This is a genomic window from Granulosicoccus sp. 3-233 (genome assembly GCF_052681095.1).
Map to the genome: position 1 here is coordinate 1 of NZ_JBQYLE010000021.1, position 24,987 is coordinate 24,987.

Sequence of the window (24,987 nt, forward strand, 5' to 3'; positions counted from 1 at the left end):
GGGGCTTTGACTACCTGGCCAAGGTCCTCACCGGAATCAAATTCAACGACGGCGTTGAAGTGCAGGAGGTCAACCAGAGCGTCGCTTGATTCAACTGGCTGGACACTACTATTGACTATATCTCCTACAATTTGTCCAACAGGAGTTTCTTGGCTGTATTCACTTTCGCCGCAAGGTAGGTACTACCCCCTTTGTCGGGATGCAAACGACTCATCAGAGACCGATGCGCTTGCACAATGTCTTGTTTTCCCGCAGATGCGCTGACTCCCAGAATTTGCCTGGCTTCGTCTACCGACATTGCCGCTGTTGAACCTCTGGGGGATTCATTGCCATTTTGTTGCGCATCTTCATCTTGCCATTCTTCTGCATGAGTGCGGCTGACATACGTCTGGACCAGGCGCAGTGCATCGATATCGTGCTGTTGGCAATGGGCGTATACCGATCTCAGCTCGTTGATCGATAGTTGGCTCAGGTGTCTACCCGTGCAAGGTCCGCATTTCACGAGTCCGTCCATGGTCCCGGAGCCATGATCGAGTGTCATGTCTATGGTAGCCGTTGCCACCCTGGAGACGCCTGCGTTCGCATTGCGGCCGTTCGCACCCGCTGAGCTGGTTCCCCACAAATTGCGCAGCGCTGGTGCGAAACGTATCAGTAATGGGGCTACTCTGAAGAGCTGGGTCATTGCCGCACCAATAAGGGCGAAGAGTGCGGGAGCTCTTCCTGTCACAGCCATCAGCAAGAATATGAGCCCTAGCAGGATCAGGGCAAGCTTCAACTTGCCTGGGCCGCTTTGCTGCAGAAATTTCTTCAAGTGGACGTTGTAAAGTAGCCAGCCAACGACCACCAAGGCGATGAAGAACAATAAACTCACTTGTCAGGTATCTCTCTGCAGACAGGTCGTGAAAGGGGTAGAGGATATCACTCCCGCTGACGTACAGGATTCGGGTGCTGTGTGGCGTTGATAGCCTCTTGCTCCAGCGATTTACCTCGATAGTAGACCACGCATGGTGTGGAGTAAGGCAGCCGCTGGGAAAAGTTGATCGTTTGTGCTTGGTTGGCTTTGAAACAGCCCGATACACGCGGATCATTTCAGTTCGGAAGCCCTTCTCTGCAAGCTAACCTGGTTTGAAGACGGTACCGTTGCGAAGTTTTGGAGTCTATCGCTGCACAAGCACGATACTTGCGTCGAGTTTGTAAAACATACAATAACACCCTTGTCAAGAATTGACCCGAATTAGCGGTACCAATTCGGCGCAGCATCATCTAGTTTAGATCGTGTGGTGTTCGACGTGCGAGGCTATGGGGCGTGCTCAGGTTTCGGTAACAGTAGGTAAAGAAATAGTCTGACAATTCGACATCACAGAAGGTAAAATATGTGATTTAGTTCACAATAAATCTCTAAAGAGGTGATTGTATGATACCTGTGATCGTGTTGTGCACGTTGACCTACCTTGCATTCGTCTTTTTCTCCGAGAGCGTGAATCCCTTTGCCAGGCCAGCGGTTTCCATGAGCCGGCATCGTTGGAAATATGGCCGTCGCATGGCTCTGGCCGTCCTGATAGGTGGTTTGTGTGCTTTGATTTTACTGGATCTGGCATCCATGCCCGTACATAACGCGGTTGCGTTCGGGGTCGTAGTAGCCGTGATACTGGGCCTATGCTTTTCAGCAAAAAAGATCGGATATTTTTTGAGACGCTAGAGTCCGCATGGTCAGGTAATAGTGCGCGGTGATTCTCGGATGCGCGAGATGACGCGTATCTGATAGCTGGAAATGTCCAACTGTTCCAGTGAAGTTCGCAGACATGACTGTGCTGGTGGTGCCAGTCACGCGCTGGTCTACTTTTAGTCAGGACGCGATACTTTATCTTCGAGGACCCGGCCAATCGACTCAGATGATTGGATGAAAGCCGGTGCAATGTTCTACCTTGCCAGATAAAGTTCAAGGCAAGGAAAAGACGTCGTTTCGCTATTCGGGCTAGATTGTCTTCATTGCCAGACCAGTAAAAAAATATTTCGCTCGAGCCTGATCCGGGGTCCGAAAATGGTAGATGGGCGAAAGTCAGAGTATGGGGTGGCGACCTTTCGCGCCGTCTATACCTCAACCGAACATGCATAAGATGCTTGATTGGTGTTGTCTGCGACGATAGTCTGGTGACCAAGTGAAGATCGATTGACTATTACGCGGTTGAATCGGGTAAGGGTGGCTTGCTGTGTGGTCAATTGGAGTTGCAACGTCAAGCAGAAGCTGTTGTTGATTTCCCGCGACTCAAGCGACGCACATTCGGTCTACTGCCGCTTAGGCGTTCCTCGACAGGTTCGCGCGTATTTGTTGACGGATCTGCCAGTCAAGGCAGCGTTCGCATTTTGATGTTTGTTATCGAGGAACCAAGCGTATGGGCTCATCAGTGTTTGTTTTCGGTGCCGGTGGTTTTGCCAGAGAGGTTGCATGGTTGATTGACAGTTCGGCAAATTCTCCTTTCAAAGTAATAGGCTTTATCGACGACAATCAACCGCAGCCTGCCGACTGGCCTGATAGCCGTCCAGTAATGAGCTTTGAGGAGGCTGTATCGATGAACTCCCAGGCCAGTTTTGCGATCGGAGTGGGTAGTCCTGCTACCAGAAAAGCCATTGCGGCGAGGTTGATTGAACGAGGCCTTTCATCACCGGTTCTGGTGCATTCTAGCGTGGCGGTCAGTAGCAGGGTGCGAATGGGGAGCGGCAGCATAATATGTGCTGGAAATATTCTTACCGTCGATATCGAAATTGGTGAACACGTGCATGTCAATCTGGACTGTACGGTAGGGCATGATGTCGTGATCGGTGATTACACAACAATATCGCCCGGGGTTCATGTCTCAGGCAACGTGACAATGGGCGAGGGAGTCTTTGTGGGGACGGGGGCGAATATCCTGAACGGTAGTGCAGGCAATCCTCTGGTTCTGGGCGATGGCGGGGTTATTGCCGCGGGGTCTTGTGTCACGAAATCGACGGAGCCTTACACCTTGTATGCTGGCGTACCAGCTGTTGCAAAGAAGAAATTGGCGTGAGCTTGGTTTTTCACGTGAAGTCGAAGTCTACGGTGTGTGACAGGGAGGGGAGTTATGCGGGGTTAGGATTATTGCTTGAGCCTCCAGACAATTTGTATTGATAAACTGCATCTATCAGATACAGGCAGATGTTTGCACAAACAAAAATCCACAGTACAACGTCTATCGACAGCTTGAAGCTGTATCCCAGTAGCCACAATGCGGAGAAGCATGAAAATCTACCGATGTTCCATGCAAGGTCGTAGCGTTTCGCTCCAACCACAATTGCGCCCTTGTTGAGAGGAGTGGTGATGAAAGAGAAGAAAGTTGAGACTACCAGTATTTGTGCATAGTCACCTGCCACTCGCCATTCCTCGCCGAACACTACAGCGAACAGAAATGGAGCAAACAGGTATAGCGCCGTGAAAGGTATTATGGAGGCCAATATAGTGATCAGCAGCGTCCGTTTGTATATATGTCGATAATGACCGTGTTCGTTATATGACTCCGAAATTTTTTGTCTGTAGACATTGCCAATTGCGTTGGCAATAATGGATGTTGGTAATGCAACTAGCTTGTACGCTATCGAGAAAAAGCCAACGGTTGAGATAAGAAACAGATTGGATATCATAAGCACTGGTATCTGCAGTGCAAACGTATTGATCAGTCGAGATGGTGTAAAGTATGTAGGGTGGGCAATGTAGCGCTTTGCCAATGGCAACACCTTGGTTCTGAATCCCAGTATCAGAATTTTCTTGTCCGTTTTGTATACGACGCGCATCATGCAAAAGGCCGAGCTTATTCGGCCCAGCGTGACGCCAATAATCTGGCCGCCGGCAATTGAGGCAAAGCCAAGAGCAATGCTGGATGTTACTGTCACAGCACTGAGCTGAAAAGTCTGTTTTGCAATGTGTCCATAAGCCGCGCGTCTATTACACCAGAAAGTGAAAGTAGAGAAGAGCCCGGACGCAAATACGGAAAAAGGTATCAAGTAAAGCCAGGAAGCGATTTCTGGGTGTCCGATCCACTGCGCCAGAGTATGATTGAACAGTAAAACCAGAAGCAGCAATAGAAGGCTGAAAATGCCACAAATTCTGATACAGAGAGATACTATGGTTGCTGCATCTTCATCTTTTTCAGGCAGTGTGATGGCCTGATCATACTGTGCTGATGAAACGCTGATAAGAATACTTGCCACAGAGGCAAAAATCGCTAATACGCCGAAATCTTCAGGCTCGTACAATCGTGTCAGTATCGGGCTTGCGGCGATTGGCAGAACCTGAGCAGCAGCTGTACCCGATACTAGTATGGCGACTTGTTGTCGGTAGGAGCCATGCTTAAAGCTTCTTAACATTGATTGTAAAATTTTGGCGATGCGCGTATCAAGACGTCGGAGCAATACGCGCAATAACCTCCAATGCCGATTGGATCCAATCAGTCCACAGTCAGTGAGCTCTGGAAATTTTTCAGTGAATGCTGGGGGCGCTACTGGCGTGAGCGGGTCGAATTTTATACGATTGTGTCGAACATGGCAATCCGTGTTTCTCAAGTGCTTTAAACTATATTTTCTTGGCAGTTGGGTGGGGCTCGATGCCACCGATCCAGCGACTTACTCGTTTTGCAATCTCTGACAGCTTGTAGTGCTATAGGGGCGAGGATGTCGAGTGCTGAAAAGCAATGATCATCATTCTTGTCGAATTGCCACAGTTGATGAGCAGGGGAGTTGGAGAATATACGGTTGGCCAGGTTTTCTGGAATATCAATGTGCCAAGATTGTAGTAACAAGCACTTTGGCTTGGAGTTCTTAATTCGCGTTTCAAATTTTTATGCATGCAAATCAGTGGGCCCAATGCTCGTATGTGGGAATAAGAATCGATTATAGAAAATGACGTCGTTCGGTAGCTATATGTTGTGGCTTTTGTTATCGGCTTGGATCGATTGGAGCAGGCGTGTTCGCTGGGACAGGGCATAACACAACAGGTCGTGGGTAACGGTTCATGTAGCTTGCATGAAATGATGGCCGATAGAATAGATCAAAGTCGAGAAATTTCGAGCAGAAAGGCATCAATGTCGGAGAAGGATCGAGTGAGCTTCAACTGGTTCTTGAAGCTTTGAATCTCATACTTGGCTCATGGCTCGAGAACTCTTATGTGCAGTACGGGTTAGCCTCGGCCCTGGCTCAGCGTGTTAGCAGCTTGAGTCGATCTCTCGATTGGCGAGGAAGCTGGTCTACGTGCTTCAGTGGTCTCACCAATCACAAGTGCTGTCCTCACTGCCGCGTTTGTCCTTTGTGAAGCCCTACTGAAAAGAGCGCTAGCGGGTCATAGGCACAGTCACGCCAGCTGGTACTTTTCAGTTACAATTCAACGTTGCGTTTGCTGCGGGGCGATGGCGAGGTTGCTACGCAAGTTGTAAGTCATGCGTTATTGAATTCGGATTCGGAGGCCCATCAGGTGCCTCGTTCGAGAGAGGCGCTGGTTGAGAGTGCCTATCGTTGCAAATTATCGTTACTCGTTCTGATTTAGCAGGCGAGAACAGTTTTACAGGAGATGTATGAAGCGTTTAGTAGTGCAGTCGGCGCATGGCTCGATTCATGTGCCTTTCGGGATCATGCTTAGGCTTTACAACTCCACAGTCTTTTTTTTGAAAACTATCAAAACGCCATCTGGTTCTGGCCTCGGCAGGCATTCCAGTGTACGGCAGTATGAGTCAGTCTGCGCATGAAACACCATATTTGTCAGATCACAACAGTACACAGACGCAAAGATGGTCGAATCTTCTACAAGGAATGTCTGAGTCTTGTAGAGGCGGGTTATCGAGTGACGCTGATCGTTAACGATGGCTTGGATGACGAGCAGGATCAGAATGTTCAGCTGATTGATCTTGGCGGATATACAGGCCGTGTCAAGAGGATAGTCTTCGCCCAGCCGAAAGCATTGCTGACGGCTTGGCGACTCAAGGCGGACATCTATCACTATCACGATCCGGAGCTGTTTGGTATTGGTCTTATCTTGAGCCTGTTTGGCAAGAAAGTGATCTACGATGTTCACGAAGACTTGCCTAACGACATCATGTTCAAGCCTTGGATAAGGCCTCGTTTGCAACGGTATATCGCTCGTATTTCTGCCTACCTGGAAGGTGTATTAGCGCGACGTCTGGCTGCCTGTGTTTGCACAACTCAAACCATTCTGGATCGATTCAAGTCGGCTGGTGGACGAGACGTGGTGTTGTTGCGTAACTATCCAGTCATTGAGGGTTCGAAACAGCCTGTTCCCTGCAATGATGATTGTTCAGATAGGATTGGTGCGTTGAGACTCTGTTACGCTGGGGGTATTTCTGACTCGAGGGGGTTGCGCCAGATGATCGAACTTGCTGGTGCGACGCAGACTCGTTTCTGTCTGATGGGACCCCTGCGAGGAGTAACTATTGAAGAGCTCGAAGTAATGCCGGGATGGCAGTATGTTGACTATCTCGGCATGCTGACCAAGGAAGAAGTTGAATTTGAGTATTGTCGACAGCCGGCAATCGGGTTGGTTATCTTGTTGCCTGGCTACGGGTACGACGAAGCACTACCCATAAAGTTGTTCGAATACATGCAATTTGGTTTACCGGTATTGTGCTCGAATTTCCCGCTTTGGCAGTCCATCGTTAGTGATGACGAATGTGGAATCGCGGTTGATCCTGAAGATATGCCTGCTTTGTGTGCGGCAGTGCAAGAGCTGAAAGAAGATCCAGATCGGTTCAAGGCAATGGCTGTCCGTGGAAAGCAGGCGGTAAGGGAAAAATACTCATGGGCCGCTGAGAGAACCAAGTTGTTAGATCTTTACAAAAGTCTGCTTTGAGTTTCAAGGCATGGTTGCGTAAACAGCTAGTGCATGAGTAGTTTGTCAGGCCGGCTTGGTATGACAATTGGAAGTAGTGCCTCAAGCGAGCTGCGTTAACATGATCGTAAATTTGTTGGTTCGGTAGTGATCTCCGTTTAGGCTAGGTCCTATCAGCATGCGAATTGAGTTCGTTATGGTGCTACGTCACACGTCAGGGCCAGTTCGCAACAGAGTTCGCATTTCATGTATTTTCGGCTTTGATGCCCTTGTTGGTTCATCAACAAAACGGTGTGATATGCATTACAATTTCAATTAGGAGGCGTAGTGATTTTACACTGCAAATTATGCAAATTATGCAAAATATTGCATTGCTTGTCTGCAATGTAATGCGTTAAAAAGATTGTTTCGTCGCGACGTCGACAAGGTGCGGACGGTGGGCGCTAACAGTATGGGGATGATTTGCAGGGCCGCCCATGCCAACCTTGCATACTATCGGTGAGGTTGTTTTTCAAGCAACCAAACTGGTTGAGTTAGCACCACAGTTTGAGAGGCAGGGGCGTAGCGTAATTTTACAGCCACCTGTAATGAGGTTTAATCTGCTCTTGTGCGCCGTCGTGCTCGAAACTCAAAGCCCACTCGATTGCTGCAAATCAAATCTTGATGGCAAGAAATACGGTTCACGACAAGCGATAATTTCGACTCTCCAAAGGATGTAATCATGAATTTTGCCAGAGCTATGTCGTCTTACGCCATACTCGTATTTTTCTCGCTATTCGTTTATCTGAACACAATAAATATAGAAGGATCGCACGGATTCGTGTTTCTGTTTGCAGGCATGGCTGTATACGGAATTTTGATTGTGATCTCTGGAAATCTCAGCAATTTCTTGATGTGGCGCATCCCTGCCATTTTTTTGGCCACTTTTTTCATTTACTTTGCTACGAAGTTGTACGTGGAATCCGGCACCACGTGGGAAGTCAGGCGGCATATGCTCAGTACGACTTCCGGGGTGCTGCTGACTTTCATAATGGGGCTAATGGTTTCTCAAGCCTTGTCTGCAATCTATGATCTGAGAAAGGACACTCAATCTTCGGCTGTTTTGTACCTTATGACGACCCTTTACGGAATACTCGTACTCGTATTCGCGCTGCTGGTATTCTTCGCGAACCGGGAGAATGTATCTAGCGATGTGTTCCGTACCGAAGAATTAGTGGGTTACCAGCGAGTAGGTGATTATTTCTCATTGCAATTTCTGGCTCTTGCCGCACTTGTCTGCGTGATCGCTGTAACGTCGAAGCGAGATGGGGCCAGGTTGTTACTAATACCCTCGCTTATTCTGATGGCAGCCTGTGGGATATTTGCGTTCACATCTCAGTTGCTGGGAAGTAACAAGGGGTTTGTCGTGCCAATTGGCATCTTGTTCATCTATTTCGCCGTAATTTTCGCCGCTCCCGCATCCGGGACGCGAGTCCGGCGTACGAGTATCCTCAATATTCTTCTCAGCGGGATGGTATTCAAGCTATTGTTTGCCAGTCTCATAGGGCTTGTTCTTGTTGTCGTACTAGGTGGAACAGTGCTGCAAATACTCGGAATCGATGCTGACGCATTGCGAATTACTGGTTTTGGAACCGGGGAAGTAACGTCTGTTACAGGTAGAAGCGAACTATTCAGTCGGAACTTCATGTTGCACTTTGCGCACAGCCCGATATTTGGTAATACTCAAGTGCATCTTTTAACAACCGGCGAAGGCACCTACGTGCACAGCACACTGTCGGTTCTTACGCACCTTGGGGTGGTCGGGTTTGTTATATTTCTTTGTATATTGGTATCTATCTATCTGGAAATATCACACTCATTCATTGCCCGACATTCATCGATCTATGGAAATCAGACTTATGGTTTGTTCAGGCTGCTTTGCATCTTTGCGGTTCTGACGATGGGTATGTTTTCTGCCTTTTTTACCTGGTCGCCATTGTGGTTTTCTCTTGGCTTGTTTGGTAACTGGTACCACCAATCACGTGTAAATTCACAATTATTCAATAAAGGGACTCGTTCAACTAAACGACGTCGGCATCGTAGGTCACGACTCGCTCCTGCGCACAAGTGATAGAGTGGTATGCAAGCTCGACTCGGTTAGTCTGTCGGGTCCAGGGTAGTTGGTTCAGTCCTGAACACAAGAATAGTTCTACCGATAGTTTCTTGGCACACTGAATGAGGGCATATCGTTGAAGTAAGTCTTATGATTGAGATGGAGAAGGTAGCTGATCGTGTGGGCAATCTACCGTCGTCATTCGGTACAAGGTGTTTGGACAGCTGTAACTCTATTGAAGGAATAAGCATTTCTCATCTTTCGCTCTGAGAGAAATACGTACAGGTTTCTCGTACTAAAGCAGTTCATTGTTACGTCTCTACGTATTTGCGTTTAAGTTATGCTTTCTTGCTATTTTGTTTATTCTGACTGTCGCTGATGAATTCAGTTAGCTCAGCATACTGAACGGTGTGCTTTTCTGAATATCGACTGTGAGCCTGCTTGTCAGGTTTCTCTCGTATCATTAGGGTCACATATCTGTTGCGATCATTGTCTCTTGTTTGCGTATTCGTGATGCTTGGAGAAGGCTGATAAGCTTTCACGCATACATGACAGGCCCCTGCCATTTATGGTATTTCGATTAAGCAGCTATATTGGAAAGCACACTTCAGGACTGTGAATAGTTTTATAAATGTTCTAACCGTCGGCATCGCGTACAGACAGTGCAGAAGAATCTGGAGCTGATGCTGAATGCTGACTTATCAAAAGCCATAATGGCGTAATCTTGTGGTGGTAATTCAAGCATATGCTGAGTCGTGCTACAGGGTGCAGCTGTCAGCGGCAACAGGCAAACTTCTGTATCATTGATCAGGCTGACGGCTGTCTCATCACAGCGTCGAAAGTACACTTAAAGACTCGGTAACTACTTAGTGAAATCAATTCCGTTGCAACGCAGTTTCTTCCTTTTGCCGCTGTTGACTTTTTTCGTGGTTCTATTCGTTTGCGCGGCGTATGTCTACTTTGTAGATGGTGTGCGTGGCAGTGATCAATTCTGGTATATGGCTGACACTGAAACGTTGGCTAGCGGTCTCCCACCGTTGACAAATACTGTTTTTCCCGGAGACGTACTTCGTGCTGGTACTCCAGATATTGACACCTATTTCGCTCACAACGGGCCACTCTTGTACATTAATGCGCAAGTAGCTCAGTTTACAGGCGCGTTCTACGCGTGGAAGTATACAAATCTGCTGTTCTTTCTGTTGGCGGCTCTCTTCACCGGACTAACGTTGGCATTCTTGACCAATGTAGCTTGGGGTTTGGTAGGTGTGATTGTATACCTGCTGACACCGATCAACGTTTGGTTGGCGGGGAATTTTTTGCAAGAAACATTTTTCGGTCTGCTTAGTGCTGCAGTGTTATACGCGTGTGTGACTGACGAGGGGGGGCGCATCAAGAGAGTCTTGTTATTGTCGGCCTTGTTTATCGGGTCGTTGTCGCACCCTTTATATGTGATAGTTGGCGTTTTCTATAGTATTTATGGTTTGACGGTGTGTCGTGTTTGGGTCATGCCAGTGCTGGCCACGGGGTCGGTTGTTGTTGCGAGTGTGTTGAAGGGAATATGGTTTCCTACATCGTTTCCGCCCACTATAAAGGATCTCATCGTCTCAACAGCCCCTGGTGTGACGAATTCGATCTGGCAGTTATCCGACGAAGTACCTCGGATTACTCTGGAATTTATATTCGGCAAGTTTCTGCATGCGCTACAGATACAATTTATACCCTCTGTAGAGTCGCCACTGTTTCTGGTAACCAATGTGGGGTTTATCGCCTTGATGTTGCTGTTCTTTAAACGGCATCATAGAGATTGGAAATTTCTTTATATTTCCACCATATTCATGCTGAGTTACGGCGGAATGATTGCGTTGATGCAAAACCAGGTGCGGTATCAGTTGTTCATCTCCTCGGTCGCCATTTGTTGCACTTTAGCGTGGTTGTCTGGTTGGAAGCGTGAAAATCTTCGTGCAGGTGTGATAATCGTTGTTCTGACACTATATTGTATAATTGATGTAAGGATGTTTCAGAAAATTCAGATTGAAGGGCGAGAAGGAAGGCAGGGGCTACTGGTATTTGAAAGGCAGTTTGAGTTTATTGAGCCCGAGGCTCGAGTAGCATTGCTCGGAAATACGTTGGGAGGGTGGCTGTCTGTGATTTCTGCATTGAGACCTGTAGATGCGATGCCAATCTTCAGAAGTGTATTGAATGATGAAAGCTTCAATAAGGTGATGAATATTTATAGTCCTGATTATCTATTTACACGAGAAGGCTATTTGTTGGATGAGTTGCCAGGGGCTGAGTACATCACGACGGTGGAGAATCCTGAGCTATTCAATGTCATGATATATCGATGGAAAAATAGTGAGTAGACTGTAGAAGTTTCTTCTATCGATAAGCGATGTGTATAGTCTGAAGTAATTATAAGCTAGTCCCGTTCAGAAAAACGCATCGGGGCATTCCGAGTTCAATAAAAAATGGTGTAAGCAATTGATTTAGTTTAAGGTGCAATTTGGAGTGACCACCGCGGTAGGGATAGGTGCTGGGGTCGGTTGTTTTGCAGCGCTCAGGAAGTCAAAGAGCGAGCTATGCTGCTTGAGCGCGGTAGATATTCCCGAGTGGAGTTTCTCGTTGAGCGTGATTTTGTATCGCTGTTATCAATGTAGTGATTGCAGGGCGCGCTCAGAGGATGAAGTGGCCTGCATGCTCTAGGCGATTTACTCGCAAGAAAGTCTTGAGACGGCTCAGAAAAAACCACGCGAAGTCTCTCAGACATAAAGCGATATGCAGTTACCCAAGGCAGCAGAGCTGTTCGAGAGAAAAATCGACGACCCATTGACCTACTATCGATTCCTGGTTAATCACTGGACGCGTATCGTATCTAACAACCCGCTGGTGAGACTGGTGCTTGAAATTCTACATCGAACGCAGGTAGTTTCAGCCCTTTCCTGACGGTCAACCGGCACTGATGCTGGTAGCGCCCCAGACTCAGGCATGTGACGAGTAGCAAAAATGGGGTACTCGCCGATACTTGACCATGGACGAGCTTTATGAACGGGACGAAGAGGCATTACAAACAGTCTGAGGCGATCGCCGAGAAAGTGTGAAATAAAGTTGGCGTTATCCGCGGCCGCTTGATCTCTTGTTGTTGCGTTGGTCAATGCTGTTCAAGTCGGACGCTTATCCTGGTAAGCGGTGTTTCTGATCTTGACCATGAGTCAATCAACTAGAGGAACACCACTTACCATAGACGCAGATAAGAAGTCTGTTACAAAGGTTAGGCTATTATTGGCTGCTGTCTATTGCATACCCATACGCTATGTGAGCAGTGGTTATCCATGAGCGATTGGAATTTCCATATTCAGAAGGCAATGCGATATGCGAAGCAATTGCGCTGCTGAATTTAACCAGCTCGCCATAGCTCTCAGTGTAGGGAGATACACTGGCGCTATAGTTGCTATTGTTCATTCTCGTTGCCGCACCGCGTGCAAGCGCAGTAATCAGGCTATTATCGATGGAAGATAATTCAGGCAAACTCAAGCCTCTCCGGTTGGATTCGTAGACATAAAACATTGCTTGTTCTGACTGTGCCGCATGGCTGATGTCTGTCAGGTCCCAAGGATCTACCTTTGCTGCTGTGATATCTCTCAATGAAGTTACAACTCTGTCCTGAACCTCTGCCATGTATCCACCAATTCTTCCCAACATGAGCCCAGCTAATGCAGTGTGCGCTGCCATGTGTGCATTTCTATTGGGTGCAACTCCGGAATCAAGATATGGCTCCATTATTGTTTTGAGTCTATCAGCGTAGCCCGAGAATTCTTCTGCATAGCTGCTGTCCGCATAGAGAATGCTGTCCATCAAATATGCCATCCAGGCAAGGGCTCGAGAAGCATCAAGAAATCGCCATCTGTCAGTTGCGGCGTAGAATATACTGCTTCCTCGATTCGGTGCATTCTCTAGCCCTGTGTGGCCGACAAATATTGCGTAATGCTCACGTAATGTTTTCAGAGCAAGTGTCTTGTAGTCCTCGTAATGTGCCGGTTTTTCAATATGAGTCAGACGAATAACCTTGCCCAGTGAAAACATTTCGTCATACAGGTGGTAGAAACGAGCGCCGTTGACTCCTGAATAACCTGTCTCGTACAACTTGGCTTCGTTATGGTTTTTATATACCGAATCTACATACGACTCGATGGAATCTAAGTAGCTATAGAACTTGTCTTCGTACTCGAATGCCTTTGCTATATCGTTTGCATTGTTGGTAAAAGCGATATCGTTATTCAGTCGTCCTGTTGTCTTTAAGGATGGTTTGTAAGCTGTGTATTCGAAAAGTACTTCTTTTCTAAACTCGGCATTATATGTGGCGTCTGGCCACTGCACTAATAGTCCGTACCTCGTAGTTCCGTCTGATGGGTCATCCGTGAAAGTATGACTCGTTGCTGTTCGTATGCCTGCAGTATCGAAAATGACACCATTTGTTCCCACAATTTTCTGGGTTCTTGCAGCATCACTGTAAACGTGCAAATCGTAAACAGCATCCGAATTGCTCGGATCTTCCCATGAAAAATAGACTGAGGGTGAGTCAGCAACATGGTCGGAAGCTGGCGAAAGTATGCGCAAACCTTCTGTGGTCTCCACTACAGGATTTACGTCTAGTGTGAAAGAGCTCTTGGCAAGATTGGTACCTGAGTGTTCTCCTACCGATGAGATATACCAAACGTTATCGCCTTCAGGAACTGGCACATCTGCACTGTCTAGCTCGTAGGTGCACAGTCCGCTATCGCTGCAATTTGACACGCTAACCAGGTTGTTTCTATAGAACACATCGCCTTCAGGCGAAGTTACCATCGTGATATCAAATCCGGTTACCGCTCCTCCAAGTAGCGTAGCTGGAATAGACCATGCAAAACTTATCGTGCTTCCAAATGGCACAAGTTCACCCATTGCAGGAGATTCAATTACTGGTGTGTAGTCTACACTAGCCGATTCGGACTCGTCGGTGACTGGCGGTGTATCAGCCTCTGACTCAGAGTCTGTCTTTGGAGGGGGCGGCGCTAAAACCTCGTCTACATCTGTTTCAATTGCTGGTTCTGTAGGTACTTCGGGATCCGTTTCTGTTTGTGCGTCGGTATCCACTTCAGAATCGATTTCTGTCGGTGTATCGGGAGATGCTTCAGGGGCGGCTTCTGACGGTACGTCAGTGTCTACTTCCGGTTCGATTTCTGTCAGTGTATCGGGAGCTGCTTCAGGGGCGGCTTCTGACGGTACGTCAGTGTCTACTTCCGGGTCAATTTCTGACGGTGTATCTGTAACTACTTCGGGGTCAATTTCTGCTGGCGTGTCAACGTCGGGTGCACCAATAGGCGTCGAATCGGGCTGCGTTTCCTCATCTGTGATTGATGGTGGGGGAGAGGATGGCAAAAGAGTTATGTTGTTGACTATGTAGTTCGATATGGTGGCAGGGGGCGTGGTTTCAGCGTTGGTTGGATTTGCTGCTCCAATGGAGATTTCGGGAAGATCAGTAACTTCTGCAGAAGCATTTTCAATTGCCTCTTCTGCCGAGTTGATACCTTCTGAACAAGCTTGGAGCGCAAGCGTCGACGAGATTGCTGTCAAGACAGCGAACGATTTTGATTTGGCCATTTTTTGTTTTTATTTGCCCCGCAAATCCAACCGGGAAGGTCGCAATGCGTTTTTTTATTGTTGTAAGCTTACTTCGTCTTGTTTTCCGATTTTCTTGAACCGTATCGTCGTGAAGGTAGGGAATACATGAACCTGGTTGTCAAAAAGGCTTGCTCGCTTGACATATCTGCTGGCTGTGTCCAAAAAAAATAAAGAGTGTTGGCGTGAACTATCTACAGGAATGGAGGCGAACCTGAATGCTGGCTTGTGATGGGGCGCTCAAAATAAGTAAAGCGGTGCATTGGCACACAGTGTTGCCTACACAGCCTGACGCTGAACCTTGACTCTAGCCGTTACCAGCTACATGGGCACATGAAAATAGACAGGCAGTGCCACCATTGTAATAACATGGTGGTAGTAGACAGGTCTGTGGTGGCTACTGCTTGAGTGCAGCCAGGTTCGAACGTAGGATACATCCACATATTCGAATATCCGCAGTACAGCCTCGGCAGGATTCGCATAGTGGTGACGGTTTATATGCTCTTTTTCGAAGTCGCGAAAAAGCTTTCTGCACCTTGTTATCCTTACGACTCATGCCGCCTACGATGCCATGCTTGTCAGGGTTCTCAAGTTATAAGTACTACTTCGGTCTGAATGGTGTATCAGCCGCTTGAGAGGCGCCGTGCATCGCGATAGCGACCTCCAGTGCTATCAGCGTCAGGTTTTGATTGATCTGCTCACCGCAGGCCAAACTGATCACTTCTGGATTGAACGGATCTATCATGGGAGCGACAACATGCAACCGGCCCTCATCACGTGGACGGTCCGACGCGGCAGGGGGAGTCCCATGTCGACTCATTGGCGACGAGGCCGCCTTTCCCATGTGTTCGCGCTCCTGCGACAGTGCGCGGTTCTCAGCCCACAACCGCCTGAACGCTTTGCTCCGGCCTCGTGCGTAACCAGTCTACCCTTGCCACTTTACTCGGCCAGCTTCATTCAGCGTTTGACTGCTGTTTCGGGCAAGCCCAGACCCCGGCTGGCTTCGTTGGAAGACTTCTCACTTCGAGTCACCCGATCTAGCCCATTCTATTTGTACTCTGCGGTGACATTACGCCGTGCTCTCTAGCTTTTCAGGTTTTTGATGGGGCATTTTTGAACACTAACTATCGCTCCAACAGGGTGTCCACGAAACTGGGTGAAGTCCAGTTGGATCCTCACCAAGGGGCGCTGACAGCAATTGCTCTCGAATCAGGCACTTCCCGATGGTGCGAATCGAATTGGCTCTCGAGATCGAGAGCGTCTTGCTATCGAGTTTCATCAGCCTGCTGATGGTAACTTGGTGGTCTGGCAACTATCAATCACCAGAAACGACACCTTTTTCAATTTTGCTTAGCTACCACTTTCAACCATGCCGCGGGAGTGACTTCTGGGCCCTGACCTAGCTCTCGAATCCACATGTGATGTGATATGCTTGCGCACTGATTTCAGTCAACATCAATGGTTGAGAAAGGCCATTTGCAAGCTGAATATACACATTTTCTGCGTAAATCAACTTTCTGTGAATTGATCGAGTGCAGGCGATTGATCATCATCACATTTGTAATATAGGGAGACTGGCTTGCTAAAGGTAGCTTTGGTCGGATGCGGCAGGATTTCGCAACGGCACTCTGAGTTGTTGGGCAAGAAACAAATCGATGGGATGGAGCTAGTTGCCGTATGCGACTTGAAACCAGAACGCGCCAAGGCGGTTGCTGAGCTGCACGGCGTTCCCGCTTACTTTGACATGCATGAAATGATGCAGAAGGAGCAAGTCGACGTTGTCACCGTACTGACCGAAAGTGGCAATCACGCTCGCCATGTTATCGAGTTGGCACCCTATGGAAAACACCTGATCGTCGAGAAGCCCATGGCTCTCAGATTGGATGATGCTGATCGAATGATCGAGGCTTGCGACCGCAACAGATGCAAGCTGTTTGTAGTCAAGCAGAATCGATTCAATGTCCCTGTAGTCAAGCTGAGAGAGGCTCTGAAGGCAGGTAGATTTGGGAAGCTGGTGATGGGCACCGTTCGAGTAAGATGGTGTCGTACTCAGCAGTACTATGATCAGGATGACTGGAGAGGCACTTGGGCGCAGGACGGTGGCGTGCTCGCAAATCAGGCAAGTCATCATGTGGACTTGTTGCAGTGGATGATGGGTGATGTGGAATCCGTTTCAGCCATTAGCAGCACCGCGCTGGTCGACATAGAAACAGAAGATACGGCAGCTGTAATTCTGCGCTTTACCAATGGCGCATTGGGCATCATCGAGGCTACTACAGCGACACGCCCCAAGGATCTGGAAGGTTCCCTTTCAATTATCGGCGAGAGCGGATCGGTCGAAATTGGCGGGTTTGCGGTTAACGAGATGAAAATTTGGAATTTTGCCAATCCAGAAGTTGGCGACGATACGGTGCTGGAAGAATTCTCTGTCAACCCCCCTAACGTATACGGGTACGGACACAAGGCGTATTACGAACAGGTTGTTCGGTCTATTCGCGAAGACACTCGGGCTCTGGTCGACGGGTTGGCTGGGAGGCGTAGTCTGGAGCTTATCAACGCAATCTACGAGTCGATCGAAACTCGTAGGGAAGTACCGCTGCGATTCATTCCTCATCGCAGTCGACTCGGCTATTGACGGACAATAAAAAAGAATGACAAGGATCGAAACCGTGGACTCAGTTCCGTTCAACGATTTGTACCGACAGTATCAATCCCTCAAATCCGAAATCGATAACGCAATTTCTTCGGTGATTGCCCAATCAGCATTTGTTCGAGGCAGTCAGGTTGAACAGTTCGAAGAAAGCTTTGCTGCATTGATTGGCGTGAAGCATTGCGTCTCGTGCGCGAATGGTACCGACGCAATCTATGTGGCTTTACGTGCGCTGGGCGTGGGTCCAGGTGATGAGGTCATTACTACGGCTCACACATGGATCTCTACTGCAGAGACGATTTCGCAGACAGGGGCTAAAGTGGTTTTCTGTGATACGCAGCCTGACAGCTTTTTGATGGATCTGGAAGATGTGGCTCGCAAGATCACTCCCAAAACAAAATGCATCATTCCAGTGCATTTGTTTGGTCAGCCCGTGGACATGAATGCCCTGATGCCTCTGGCCAAAAAGCATAATCTACGCATTATCGAGGATTGCGCACAAGCGCATTTGGCTACCTTTCGTGGGCAACAAGTCGGAACTTTCGGGGATATTGCTACCTACTCATTCTATCCTGGCAAGAACCTGGGCGCCATGGGGGATGCAGGTGCCATCGTGACCAACGATTCTGAGCTGGCTGATTGGATGGCACTATATTGTCGTCATGGCGGCAAGGGCGATCATCAGTTGGAAGGCATCAATAGCCGAATGGACGGAATTCAAGCAGCCATTCTGTCTGTCAAGATTCCACGACTGGAAGCCTGGACAAAACGTCGTGTAGAACTGGCCAAACAGTACGACGATGCATTGGCAGATGTCAGTTCAGTTGTCACACCTGCTCTGTTGCCGGAACGGTCACATGTCTATCATCTTTATGTCATCAAGGTAGAAAACAGAGATGCGGTAAAGGATTTCTTGACTAAGAAAGGTATCGCGACAGTAATTAACTATCCGCTGGCTTTGCCCAACTGCAAGGCATATGCATATTTGGGTAATTCGGCAGGCGCCTTCCCCAATGCGACCGAAAACCAGGGAAAAATACTGTCACTACCCATTTTTCCGGAGATGGAGGATACAGAGCTGGACTACATTGTGGATGCTTTGAAAGCGTCGAGTGCTGAAATCTAGAACATGCATGTTTGGCTTGTCAAACTGGAAGATCCTTTGCCTGCGGATGAGGGCTTCCGTGCCTACCGCATGCACATGCTGGCCGAAGCTCTTGTCAAGAGAGGTCACAAAGTAACGCGCTGGTGCTCGGACTTCGATCACCAGAATCTGGAGAATCGTTTTGGGGGCGATGCAGCAATCGATATAGCTGAAAATTATCATGTCAGGCTGCTTCACTCGCCGGTCGTTTACACCAAGCGAGTATCACTGGCGAGGCTGATAAACAATTGGATTCTCGCCAGTAAATTTCGTAGAGTGGCTGCCAAAACACAGGAGCGGCCTGACATCATTGTTTGTTCCATGCCGACGCCTGCTCTAGCTGCAGCTTCGGTGAAGGTTGCCAGGCAATTCAATGTGCCGGCAGTGGTAGACGCACGCGATCTGTGGCCCGACATCATTTCAGACGAGCTTTCACTTGGAAAAAGGCTGCTAGCGGCACCTGTTCTGAGCATGATGAAGCGCGAGATCACCTATGCCGCTTCAAACGCGACAGGCTTGGTCGGAATAACATCTCATTATCGTGACCATCTGCTTAAGTACGCTAGCAGAAGCAAAGGGCCTGAGGATAGCTATTTCTACATTGGTTATGAACAGCCGCCGTGTTCGGAAGGTGCTACAGGCACTGATACCATCAAGGCATTTCTTTCGGAGAGCTTTCAATATATATTCTATTTTGCTGGCCGGATGAATTCGACCGTCGCCAATGCTATTGACCCTGTCATATCGGCTGCGAGGCAGCTGCAGTCGGTGGCACCGGATGTCGCATTCGTAATGTGTGGCGATGGTGACCAACTGGAAAGCCTGAAATCTAGAACGACAGATCTGTCGAACATTGTCTGGCCTGGAAAGTTGTCGCAACCGGCCCTTGCCCAATTGAAGAGCAGGGCTACTGCAGGCCTGTTACCTATTGAGCGTCGGCGTGACTATCAGATAAGTCTTTCAAATAAAATATTTGAGTACATGAACGCCGGTCTGCCGATTCTGAGTTTTCTCGATGGAGTACCTGCGGATGTCATCAGGGAGCACAACTGCGGAATGCTGTACGACGATGGAGATGAGCTTGTGCGTTGTGTCATGCGACTGAAGGATGATACCGTTCTCCGAGAGTCGATGTGCGAGGCTTCCAGATCTGTGTTTGCATCCACGTTTACGGCGAATGCTGTTTATGGCAGTTTCAGTGATTATCTGGAACGTCTCTCTAGCAATTATTTGCGTAAATACAATTGATAGAAATCGACCTTTAGCGCTTGCTTTGGGCGTTGATTACTTCGATGTCTGAAAGTGGAGGCGGTAAATGTGAGTGATGATCTTTAGTGTCCATCGCTAGGGCTTACAGGGTTTTCAAAGGTTGGCTGCCATAGGGACGAAATAATCAATCAGTACCGAATTTGATTGACCTTTACCGCTCTAGCTTGCTCTATGTCGTTCTAGTGTGAAAATTCTGTTTTTCATCGGTATGAGCCACGGGTCGACTGCGCACATAATTTCCAGTTTGACGAAAGGGCTCGGTCAGTGCCTGTGTTTTCTTGTCTTGTGTCTGGGAGTTGGCCCGATGCTGAAGCGAAATTGCCGTGCATCTGCAGATAGCCTTGCATCTGGCGGATCGTCAAATGATATCGTCCCAAGAGAGGGCAGCCGGCTGATGCACTGACGGTTGGTTAGGTGCCTGAGAGCGCACGCCTGATGTCGTGAACGGTTATACTGAACATCCCCAAACCGGTTGAATCACGTCAGTTATCTCTGTTTCAGTGGCAAGTTGTAGTCGAACTTCCTATTTGTTCAATAATTTTCGTCGTTTTCTGTCGAGCTCGGTTGTGCTCTGGTAGGCATCAGACAGGTCAAATGCTTAGGTACTTCTCTTGCCAAAATTCGAGTATGAACCCTGAGTCAACGCGTGATCAACATCGGTACGGTGGTACTGAGAAACACGCGCCGAATCGAGCTTCGACTCAGCAGCGTATGCCTTAAGAAAATCGACTTTCTACCCGCCATTCAATGACCTCAGGCAACATGTTCATAGACCAGCGGAACGAGCTGACTGCCTATTGAGGAAGGTAGGTCGTGGATGATTGATGGGTTGCAGAATGGTATAAACAAGGTACAAAATCACGACAACCAATCAGGTCGAAGGAACAACACTGTATTGTCCAGTGTGGTGAAATATTCAGGTTGGCTCACCTTTCTCTGACGGTCGAAGCTATTGATCGCGAAAATTTTCATAGACAGAAATCAGATTCTTCTCTTGCTCATCCCAGTTGAATTGAGAAAGATGGAGTTTTTTCATTCTCCCTTTGACGATGCCTAGTTTCTCGTTGTCCCAGTCAAGAATTATCTTTATTCCTTGGGCGATGTCGACTGGGTTCTCGGGACTAACTGTAACACCAATCTCCCCATCCGGGCTGTTCTCGACTATTTCGCTCATCGCTGGAAAGTTGCTGGTTAATGGCGGCACTCCAGCAGCAATATAGTCGAACAATTTTGTTGGGGTAGAGTGGTAGTAACTCAAACATGTGTTTTCATAAAGACACAAGCCTATGTCAGCAGAAGTTGTATATCTTATCAATTCCTTGTACGGAAATGGTCCGATTGCAAATACACGATCGTCAAGTCCAAGTTCATTTTTCGTTTTATTGAATACACCATTATCTTGAACAGTGCCTATTACTACCAATATGACTTCTTTCGGAAGGTGTAAGAGCGATTCCAGTGTTTGAATCGTTCCTCTACCAGGCCCTATGTTTCCAACATAAAGCAAGATTCGTGAGTTTTCAGGGACTCCAAGTTTTTCCTTGAGGTTGATCTGGATGAGGTCTTTGTCCGTGACTCGTGGTGGACAATTTCTGACGTAGGTTACTGGCGCATGTAGCCTGTGCACGTCATGCATTACCTCTGCTCTAAATGCGCCTTCTGAAACAATTATTTGAGACGCCTTCCCGATTAATAACTTTTCATAGTAGCGGTTGAATAATTTAAGAGCCTTGCTTGATAAGTTTCGGTCGTATTCCAGTTCGTGTGAATCGTACACGATAGGTATCTTCTTTCTTAGAGATACCAGCCAGGCAACGAACATCGGACTGATGTCGTGGCAGTGAATAACATGTACGTCCTGTTGCATCAGGAATTGGTAGTTTCTGAATATCAATTCTGCAAACTTCAATGGCAGGAATATTTTAGAACGATACTTTCGTGATTTCAGGTGAATCAGTGAAATATCGAATGAGAAATTTCGAGAAGGAATTTCACGAGAGTCTTCGAGCCCAAGAATTGTAACTTCACAATCGTTCTTTTCAAGGCTTTCTGCTTCCTTCAATACTCGGCTGTCTCTATATACACTGTTGAAAACCAGCATAGTTACATTAATCACGCATTCTCACCGTTGTGTCGTATTGCTACCTGCTCAATCCAGTAGTGTACAAGATTTATTTATGGAGATAAGCGTGTGGTGAGCCAAAAGTCGGGGGATGGACCGCCTGTTTTATATCTGGAAGAGAGTTCGCCACGTACGTGAAGGCAGGTTGCTTGATCAGTGATATGCACAGAGATGGTTGGTTTAGTCTCAAAATTGCAGCGCGCCGTGCATAGGTGCTACTTATCAGAGCGGTGCCAATCAACGTAGTTGCCCTTCATCTCGGGACACTGCTTGCACCTTTTTCTCGGTTGAATCCGCTTTTCGCAACGATTTCGTAGCGGTATCGGGTAGTTGAAATCGAATCGATGCATCGGTTTGTCTTGACAGTGCGAAAGCGTCTCGATGCAGTGATTGCCTACAGCGACTTGTGGCCGACGAACGCGATCAGCGAAGGTGTCAGCCGCACAGCCGGGACCCTGAAGAATCGCGCTAGTGGTTTCCGTCACTTGGGCGCCTTGCCGACATGAACTTCCACTCCATCGGTGACGTGGATATCCCTGCACAAGTCCCTCGTCACTTCCCAACCTGCTGACTACATCGATAAGTCCTTGTCCAGTAGCATCAACCGGCGCTCAAATTGCTGCAAAATCAGGATATAGCCATGCAAATGCTCGCGTCTGTTAGTGCCAAATTCAGGGATTACTTGAAGTCTTTGTGCAACAACAACTTTGGCGAATCCATACGATCGAGTTCCGGTCTTTTCCTGGGCTGTCCAATGATTGGGGTCCACCTCTGCATGTGCTTGCTGCTTCGAGATTGTATATCGCGCCTGCAAGCACTCATGACAGCATGCAAAGCTACGATTGCTCGTGGTAGCTATTCGATAATTTTACCGCCTATGCGTCTGCAAGGCCGCTTGGATTTTATGGCTAGTCTGGCTCGATAGCTTTTGTTCAGACACTAATCATGTGCTTTTACAATCCAACTGATGTCACCCTGTAGTCATCCATACCTCGATGCCTGAGTTTGTCTCATCCATGAATGAAACCGCCATCGGTAAAATTGTTTGCTTTTGCAGGGGCAAATTACCACTCTGACGCGTGGAGGGTGCTACTGCAAGGTTCAAATGCAGCGCAAGTCAAGCTGGGGGACGTTTTGGTAACGTCTTCCACGATTGGAAGTATGCAAGCTTCGAGTATTGCGAAGAGGGAGAACTGCGTCTGAATTCTTGCTCTGGCAACAACTTCTGTAGCTTTTGTCAAGATGGCAGATCCGTACTTGTCGCTTGTGCTGAACAAACTTCATGGAAGTGTGCGTTCGCAGGCAGGCTTTTGAAGTCATTATTCTATACAATTTGCGTCCTCAAAAAGGAATACTCCACTGTTGGATGACAGTGGCGCTGCAAACAACGAATGCTGGCTTCACACTCGGCAACGTTGTAACAAAGGATCATATATTTAGTGAATACCGGGCAAGAAACTGTCGATTGGAAACAATCGGTACTGAACAACAAGCTGCTGATGTATTTTCTCATCGGTGGCGTCGCATCAGCAATCGACGTCGGTCTGTTCATCCTGCTATACGAATGGCTCGGTACTTCCGCGTTGGTCGCGCACTCCATATCGATACCGGTATCGGCGCTGTACAGCTTCACGTGCAACGCAGTCTTCAATTTCCGCACTACCGACCGAATCCTGAGCCGCCTGCTGTCGTTCTCGACAATCGTTGCACTGGGCTATGGTCTGGGCGCACTAATCATCTGGCTAGTGGTCACCTACACCGGATTCGGTGGAACGGTCGGTAAACTGCTATCGCTGCCAGCCGTATTCTTCTTCCAATTTTTCCTGAATTCCAGAATTTCCTTCAAAGAGTGAACATGCAAAAGTCAATGACCGGCACTCGCGTTGCCATCGTGGGCGGTGGTTTTACGGGTTTGACCGCGGCCTGGAAGCTTTCGCAGAAAGGGGCAACCGTCACGGTGTTGGAGGCGGGTGATACCGTTGGTGGTTTGGCGGGAGGCTGCGAATTGCTCGGCCAACCGGTGGAGAAGGCGTACCACTTCCTGTACAAGACAGACGAGTACATGCTCAAGGCGCTGGATGAGCTGGGATTGCGCGATCAGCTGACGTACCACAAGTCGTCAGTATCCACCTATTACGATGGTGTGCTGTATCCAATGGAAAGCCCACTGGATCTCATTCGATTCAAGCCTCTGAGTTTCATCAACCGTATTCGTGCGGGCGTCTCGGTCTTGTATCTGCAGAAGGTGCGCAACTGGGATGGGCTGACAAAGATCAGTGCGATGGACTGGCTCAGGAAATTCGCCGGCCAACAGGTGGTGGATGTCATCTGGGAGCCACTGATGCGTGGCAAATTCGATCGCTACTACGACAAGGTCACAATGTGCTGGCTCTGGGGCCGTATCAAGCAGCGAGTGGAAAGCCGCGACAAGCAACTCGGTGGTGAAGCGCTGGGCTATATCGAGGGCGGTTTCATCACACTGAGCAACGAGCTGGAAAAGCGCATCAACAGCGCAGGTGGAAGCATCGAAACCTCGTCGCCCGTGTCTAAGCTGAGCAGAAACGAAGCAGATGGCACGGTGTCCATTACCGTCGGTGAACAGACCCGCGAGTTCGACCAGGTATTGATGACCGTTCCGTGCAATGTCGCAGACCGGTTGCTCGGTGATTTCAAGGCAGACGCGCCGGAATACTTCGAAAGGCTCAATTCCATCGACTATCTGGATGCGGCTGTGTTGCTGTTCGCGACAGACAAGCCCATCAGTGACTACTACTGGCACAACATCAATACACCCAACTCGCCATTCGTCGTCTTTCTGAGCCTGACCAGTCTGATTGGCACGGAAAAGTTCGACGGAAAACACGTCTACTACATCGGAGACTACATCCCTGGCGAACACCCTTACATGAATCAATCCGAGGATGAACTGCGGGAGCACTGGTTCAAGGCGTTGGGGGAGATGTTCCCGGCTTTCGAGCGGGATTCAGTCATTGAAAGCCACGTCTTCCGGTTCAAGAACGCACAACATATCGTCGATGTGGGATTCGAGAACAAGATTGTCGACTATCAAACGCCATGCCCCGGCGTTTTTCTATGTAATTTTTCGCAGATTTTTCCCATGGACAGAGGCACCAACTATGCGGTTCGAGACGGCGTGAGGATGGCTGATCTGCTGGAAGAATCACTGGCCTACAAGGAGAGCTGAGAG

15 protein-coding genes are annotated in these 24,987 nt (G+C 48.3%); 11 read left to right on the plus strand and 4 right to left on the minus strand.

Features of this window, described 5'->3' with window-relative positions; translation table 11 throughout:
- Positions 1-124: 124 nt before the first annotated feature.
- Positions 125-871: a DnaJ domain-containing protein gene (locus ACUNV4_RS28930; RefSeq protein ID WP_430882153.1), complete on the minus strand. Its 747-nt coding sequence runs from the start codon at positions 869-871 to the stop codon at positions 125-127.
- A gap of 1,522 nt (positions 872-2,393) precedes the next feature.
- On the opposite strand from ACUNV4_RS28930, the gene ACUNV4_RS28935 reads away from it, so the two are divergent.
- Positions 2,394-3,047 carry an acetyltransferase gene (locus ACUNV4_RS28935; RefSeq protein WP_430882154.1) on the plus strand — a complete coding sequence of 218 codons (654 nt, stop codon included), beginning with the start codon at positions 2,394-2,396 and terminating at the stop codon, positions 3,045-3,047.
- Between the two features lie 52 nt (positions 3,048-3,099).
- Here the strand turns inward: ACUNV4_RS28935 and ACUNV4_RS28940 are convergent, their stop codons facing one another.
- A complete protein-coding gene (locus ACUNV4_RS28940) occupies positions 3,100-4,434 on the minus strand; it encodes a lipopolysaccharide biosynthesis protein (protein WP_430882155.1) in 1,335 nt (444 codons plus the stop codon).
- A 1,312-nt stretch (positions 4,435-5,746) separates the two neighbouring features.
- On the opposite strand from ACUNV4_RS28940, the gene ACUNV4_RS28945 reads away from it, so the two are divergent.
- The 4 genes from ACUNV4_RS28945 to ACUNV4_RS28960 all read left to right on the plus strand — a co-directional run bounded on the left by ACUNV4_RS28945 (position 5,747) and on the right by ACUNV4_RS28960 (position 11,882).
- The gene (locus ACUNV4_RS28945) at positions 5,747-6,868 is read left to right on the plus strand and encodes a glycosyltransferase family 4 protein (RefSeq protein WP_430882156.1); all 1,122 of its coding nucleotides are present in this window, start codon (positions 5,747-5,749) and stop codon (positions 6,866-6,868) included.
- A 700-nt stretch (positions 6,869-7,568) separates the two neighbouring features.
- On the plus strand, positions 7,569-8,957 hold the full coding sequence (locus tag ACUNV4_RS28950; RefSeq protein WP_430882157.1) for a hypothetical protein: 1,389 nt from the start codon (positions 7,569-7,571) through the stop codon (positions 8,955-8,957).
- An 851-nt stretch (positions 8,958-9,808) separates the two neighbouring features.
- On the plus strand, positions 9,809-11,302 hold the full coding sequence (locus tag ACUNV4_RS28955) for a hypothetical protein (RefSeq protein ID WP_430882158.1): 1,494 nt from the start codon (positions 9,809-9,811) through the stop codon (positions 11,300-11,302).
- 412 nt (positions 11,303-11,714) lie between these two features.
- Entirely contained in the window at positions 11,715-11,882 is a 168-nt protein-coding gene (locus ACUNV4_RS28960) for a transposase (protein WP_430882159.1), read from the plus strand.
- A gap of 333 nt (positions 11,883-12,215) precedes the next feature.
- On the opposite strand, the gene ACUNV4_RS28965 is transcribed toward ACUNV4_RS28960, so the two are convergent.
- On the minus strand, positions 12,216-14,576 hold the full coding sequence (locus ACUNV4_RS28965; protein WP_430882160.1) for a hypothetical protein: 2,361 nt from the start codon (positions 14,574-14,576) through the stop codon (positions 12,216-12,218).
- 1,612 nt (positions 14,577-16,188) lie between these two features.
- On the opposite strand from ACUNV4_RS28965, the gene ACUNV4_RS28970 reads away from it, so the two are divergent.
- Genes ACUNV4_RS28970 through ACUNV4_RS28980 form a run of 3 tightly spaced genes read left to right on the plus strand, consistent with a single transcriptional unit; the run spans position 16,189 to position 19,636 of the window.
- A complete protein-coding gene (locus ACUNV4_RS28970) occupies positions 16,189-17,229 on the plus strand; it encodes a Gfo/Idh/MocA family protein (RefSeq protein WP_430882183.1) in 1,041 nt (346 codons plus the stop codon).
- Positions 17,230-17,245: 16 nt separating this feature from the next.
- Positions 17,246-18,370, plus strand: a complete 1,125-nt coding sequence (locus ACUNV4_RS28975) for a DegT/DnrJ/EryC1/StrS family aminotransferase (protein WP_430882161.1) — start codon at positions 17,246-17,248, stop codon at positions 18,368-18,370.
- 3 nt (positions 18,371-18,373) lie between these two features.
- Positions 18,374-19,636, plus strand: coding sequence for a glycosyltransferase family 4 protein (locus ACUNV4_RS28980; RefSeq protein ID WP_430882162.1), 1,263 nt, complete (start codon positions 18,374-18,376; stop codon positions 19,634-19,636).
- Positions 19,637-20,606: 970 nt separating this feature from the next.
- Here the strand turns inward: ACUNV4_RS28980 and ACUNV4_RS28985 are convergent.
- The gene (locus ACUNV4_RS28985) at positions 20,607-21,719 is read right to left on the minus strand and encodes a glycosyltransferase family 4 protein (protein ID WP_430882163.1); all 1,113 of its coding nucleotides are present in this window, start codon (positions 21,717-21,719) and stop codon (positions 20,607-20,609) included.
- A gap of 404 nt (positions 21,720-22,123) precedes the next feature.
- Here ACUNV4_RS28985 and ACUNV4_RS28990 point away from each other — a divergent pair, with 404 nt between their 5' ends.
- The 3 genes from ACUNV4_RS28990 to ACUNV4_RS29000 all read left to right on the plus strand — a co-directional run bounded on the left by ACUNV4_RS28990 (position 22,124) and on the right by ACUNV4_RS29000 (position 24,984).
- The gene (locus ACUNV4_RS28990; protein ID WP_430882164.1) at positions 22,124-22,285 is read left to right on the plus strand and encodes a transposase; all 162 of its coding nucleotides are present in this window, start codon (positions 22,124-22,126) and stop codon (positions 22,283-22,285) included.
- 933 nt (positions 22,286-23,218) lie between these two features.
- Positions 23,219-23,632, plus strand: a complete 414-nt coding sequence (locus ACUNV4_RS28995) for a GtrA family protein (RefSeq protein ID WP_430882165.1) — start codon at positions 23,219-23,221, stop codon at positions 23,630-23,632.
- A 2-nt stretch (positions 23,633-23,634) separates the two neighbouring features.
- Positions 23,635-24,984 (plus strand): NAD(P)/FAD-dependent oxidoreductase, encoded by a 1,350-nt coding sequence (locus ACUNV4_RS29000; RefSeq protein ID WP_430882166.1) that lies wholly within the window; start codon positions 23,635-23,637, stop codon positions 24,982-24,984.
- Positions 24,985-24,987 lie beyond the last annotated feature (3 nt).